At 33.9% G+C, this 4,268-nt stretch carries 5 protein-coding genes, 1 tRNA gene and 1 pseudogene; all 7 read right to left on the bottom strand.

Translation table 11 applies throughout. The annotated features are described in order from the left end of the window. Positions 1-32 precede the first annotated feature (32 nt). Positions 33-386: a fluoride efflux transporter CrcB gene (gene crcB / locus IV84_RS09765; protein WP_046871216.1), complete on the bottom strand. Its 354-nt coding sequence runs from the start codon at positions 384-386 to the stop codon at positions 33-35. Then, positions 383-772, bottom strand: a complete 390-nt coding sequence (locus tag IV84_RS09760) for a fluoride efflux transporter FluC (RefSeq protein ID WP_046871217.1) — start codon at positions 770-772, stop codon at positions 383-385. Before IV84_RS09760 ends, crcB begins: the two co-directional genes overlap by 4 nt. Positions 773-978: 206 nt before the next feature. Beyond that, positions 979-1,707, bottom strand: a complete 729-nt coding sequence (locus IV84_RS09755) for an SDR family NAD(P)-dependent oxidoreductase (protein ID WP_046871218.1) — start codon at positions 1,705-1,707, stop codon at positions 979-981. 251 nt (positions 1,708-1,958) lie between these two features. Then, positions 1,959-2,705 (bottom strand): potassium channel family protein, encoded by a 747-nt coding sequence (locus IV84_RS09750; RefSeq protein WP_046871219.1) that lies wholly within the window; start codon positions 2,703-2,705, stop codon positions 1,959-1,961. Positions 2,706-3,025: 320 nt separating this feature from the next. Continuing rightward, positions 3,026-3,113, bottom strand: a tRNA-Ser gene (locus IV84_RS09745). Between the two features lie 191 nt (positions 3,114-3,304). Beyond that, a pseudogene (locus tag IV84_RS09740) lies at positions 3,305-3,963 on the bottom strand (NAD(P)H-binding protein). A 12-nt stretch (positions 3,964-3,975) separates the two neighbouring features. Further along, positions 3,976-4,179 carry a hypothetical protein gene (locus tag IV84_RS09735; RefSeq protein WP_046871220.1) on the bottom strand — a complete coding sequence of 68 codons (204 nt, stop codon included), beginning with the start codon at positions 4,177-4,179 and terminating at the stop codon, positions 3,976-3,978. Positions 4,180-4,268: the final 89 nt, after the last annotated feature.

The raw sequence follows: 4,268 nt of genomic DNA, 5'->3' as shown, positions 1-4,268 counted from the left end.
TTGACCATCTAGGAAAACCTTACACTAACCCATTAAAAAATAAAAGCACCGAGACTAATGGCAGCAACTCCGACAATCAAAGAAATCAAGTCATACACTACTGCAATTCGATACCGTCGTTCTTGAATCAAAATCATTGTTTCAAAACTCATCGTCGAAAATGTGGAAAGTCCTCCACAAAATCCAATCCCTGCCAAAACATATAAACCACCATTTTCCAACGTAATTGCTGCAAATGCACCGAGTAAAAGGCATGCCAAAATATTAATTATCAAAGTTCCAAAAGGAAAATAAGATGGTACCCATTTTTTAATAAATTTAGTAAGTTCATAACGTAAAATTGCACCAAAACTTGCGCCAACTCCAACCAATCCAACTGTTATCATTTAAGTTCTTCCCCCGTCGGTTTAAGTTTTTCTCCAAGGAAGACACCTAGCCCTGCACCAACAACCCCACTAACCAAACTCAAAGTTGCGTACGCAATTCCTAATAAGTAATGGTGATTAACTAATAAATCAAAAATTTCTAACGAAAAAGATGAAAAGGTTGTAAAGGCGCCAATTAATCCGGTTCCAATCCCTAGGGTTAATCTCGCCGAAATCCGTTCATTCAAACTCCAAGCTGTAGTAACTAAGGCTAATAAGAAACTCCCCAAAACATTGATTACCAATGTTGCCACAGGAAAATAATCACCAAATGGGATCAAGTGATCGAGACCATAGCGCGAAATACCACCTACAAAAGCAAAGATTCCAATAATAAGCTCATCCATTTAGAGCATCCCTTTTCTAAACTGTTTAAAAACCATAATTATCAGTTTATCAAACATTTTAGTTTCTGAGAAGATACAATGTTTTCATACTAATTTTCATTTAATCAAAAAAAAGGCCCTCATCGGTAACCTCATTTCTACGCAATTAAAAATTTCAAACAGTGATTGCTATATCAATTATACTCAGATTAGCTGTAACCCATGGATTACGATCGCTTTCCTAGCGCCCGTTTTAGAATTTGCCACAATCCAAATTTGGTCACAATTTTTCCTTGATGATTCTTTCCGTCAAGCAGGGTATCCGCAACCACTTTGCCGCCTTCAGAAACAGGTCTCATAAATATCCCCTTTTCATGGTTATTCAAATCAGTAGTCACCCCTCCTGGTAAAATACCAAAAATTTCGACTGGAATATTTTCTTTTTTAAACTCATAGCCAAAAGCTTTAATCATGACATTTAGAGGAGCCTTACTTGTCATATATGCAAATGGATGGAAATATTTATTGATTGTCAGAGGAATTGTTAAATTCATAATTCGTCCTCGATTGGCTGCTAAAATAGGGGTAAATGCTTTAATCATGGCGAAATTTCCTAAAAAGTTAACATCTGTTACTTCTCGAAGTTCATCCAGAGTTACAGATAAAGGTGCTTTTTCCATATCACCTGAAACACCGGCATTATTTATGAGAGCTTTCAAATCCGAATGATTTGATTTAACGTACTCTGCGGCTGCTTGAATTGTTTCCACATCATTCAAGTCAATTTTAATCCATTCTGCTGAAACTCCGAAGCCTTTCAGTTTTTGAACGGCAGTGTTTCCTCGTTCTTTATTACGAGCTCCTAATAAAATTTGCCAACCTTTTGCTCCTAATTGACGAGCCGTTTCAAAACCGATTCCCCTGTTAGCTCCAGTAATTAGTACTTTTTTTGCCATAACTTTCTCCCATTCATCTATTATTCATATACGTTTAAGTATAACCAATTCATTAGCGTAGATACCAGTATTATGAAATTGCCTCAATATTTATGGAGTATGATTTATTTTAAGTTTTTAAACAAGCTCACTAAAGTTTACTCATTTCTTTTTAGTGGTTAAACAACATGAATAATTCTTCAAATAATCAAAAAATTTCGAATTTTTTTGATTAAGAACATCTTTTACTTTGGTAGACTGGTAATACGCTTTTATTTGTTTATTTTTTTTATTTCTTCCTTTAGTTCTTTAACCTCTTTCATTAATTCTTTATTTTGTTGATAAACTACATTTATTTTATCCTCATCATTATTTTTATCATGAATAAAAAAATTTGTGATTGTACTAGTTAGCATACCGATTAATCCAATTCCAACAAACATCAATAATACGGCCGCTAATTTACCTACAAAAGTTTTAGGACTGATATCACCATATCCCACTGTTGTGGTAGTGGTGATTGCCCACCAAATGGAATTAGGTAAACTAACATTTTCTGCTAATGAATATAGTGTTGAAGCAATGAATAAAATAGTAACACTGGCATATACCATATAAATAAATCCATTGGTTTCTAAGAATCTTTTTACGTTTTTGGAAAATTTACCAGTAACCCCTATTACTCGGGTAAACCTGATTATTTTTAGTAACCTCGCAATTCGTACTAATCTTGCAACTCGCAAGAACGATGCCACTGAATTAAATGGAATGATTGATAATAGATCAAAAATGTTATGAACAAAAAAATTACCTTTATTTTTAGAAATCCAAAATCGTCCAAAATAATCAAAAGCGAATATCAGGATGATTCCATTATCTATGAAAATGTATGGAAGCTTCAATAAGCTAATTACATTACCAAAATCTAAAATTGAAAAGACAATTGAAATTAATGCCAAAATAGCAATAACTACATTGTAAAGAGGTGCATTAAAGAAAATGTTCAATTTAGATTTCATTTATATTTAGCTCCTCCAATATTTATTTTGCACCTAAATTTTCAGCCAAGATTAAGGTGACACATGTCATCAAAAAACTGAAAAGTGGTATTTTTCAAATCTCTCATATTATCATTTTTTGAACATAAATTAGTCTTTTTAAAGTCCAAAAATTATATTGGCCATTTGATCACCATTTTCTACTACAGTATTTCAATTACTCTGATAATAATTTTGTTGACATGTTTTTTCAAAGTGCTTCACCTAATAAAAAAATCAGGAATGCCGTTAAATCAGCATTCCTAACTTTTAAAAAGCTTCTATATCTTATCTTACTAATAAGGAGAGTACAGGAATTGAACCTGCGCGCCGGTATAAGCCGGTTCGCCGGATTTCGAGTCCGGTGCATTACCACTCTGCCAACTCTCCAGAAAGTACTAAATAAGTATACCAAAAATACCGTGTGTTGGCAAAAAGCGACTTCAGAAAAATTTAAATTCTTATATTGACTTTCTTGAATTCATTCTACCGCTCATTTTGAATTATTTTGAAAACTACATAAGAAACCCCCTGGCATTATATCTTGGTCCAATACTGGGGATCCATTCATGAATGAGGAATCAGAAAAAACATTTTTCCAATTCTTGTTTAGTAGAAATTGGCTTGTCTCCATCCGTTCCTGGTTTATCTAACCCGACACTCGCGTAATTATCAATTGAAGATTCATTAATCAAACTAACCACATAAGCAGCAACACTTTTGCGAGAAACCTCAGTCCCTTTAAACGGTTCCCCTTTTTGCGTTGTTTCGTAATCAATTTCATTTTATCTGTTAACCAAGCTGGCCGTAAAATCGTATAGTATAAAGCTGATTTTTCAATGATAGCAGCTGATTTTCGATATGGTTCCAATGATTTTCCAATCATTCGGTTATTCCATTCTCCAAATTCACCTGGTACTTCATCATAAATACCAATTGAAGTAATAAATATAAGACGTTTAACATTATGCTTCATACTGGTCACAATATTAGCTGCAGCTTGATCTGCCTTACCACCTAGATTTACATAAATGATATCTTGACCAACTATTGCCGCATCTAAAGTTGCTTGATCCAACACATCCCCATCGATTACTTTTTCTTTTACTGGATCAATATCAGTAATTCGTTTGGCATTCCGTAAGAACAATGTTAATTGAATATCCGTTTGCGTTTTTAAACCTTCTCTCACCAATCGGGCAATGGCACCGTTAGCCCCTAATATCAAAACTCTGGTCATTATGAATTCCTCCTAGTCTGTGAATTCAAAGTTAAAAACTCCTAAAAGTTTAAGTCGTTTAAGACTTTCAAACATCGTTTGCGGTAAATTAATTGTTTTAAGTTCATGCGCAGATAAAGACAGTGGAAGTTGTGTTTTGCTGAATAAATCAGGATTAGCAACTAAAACATGACCAACTGCCACTAAATCCAAGCCATTGTCTAAAGCCTTTTCCATCTTTTCAAACGAATCAAGTGATCCTGCAGCAATGAGCGGTACCCGATGATCAACTAACTGTTAGTGTAAAGTTTTAGTAGGAAAGTGAA

It is taken from the genome of Pediococcus damnosus (genome assembly GCF_001437255.1).
GTDB lineage: Bacteria > Bacillota > Bacilli > Lactobacillales > Lactobacillaceae > Pediococcus > Pediococcus damnosus.
This window is presented reverse-complemented; position numbering and strand designations above follow the sequence as displayed.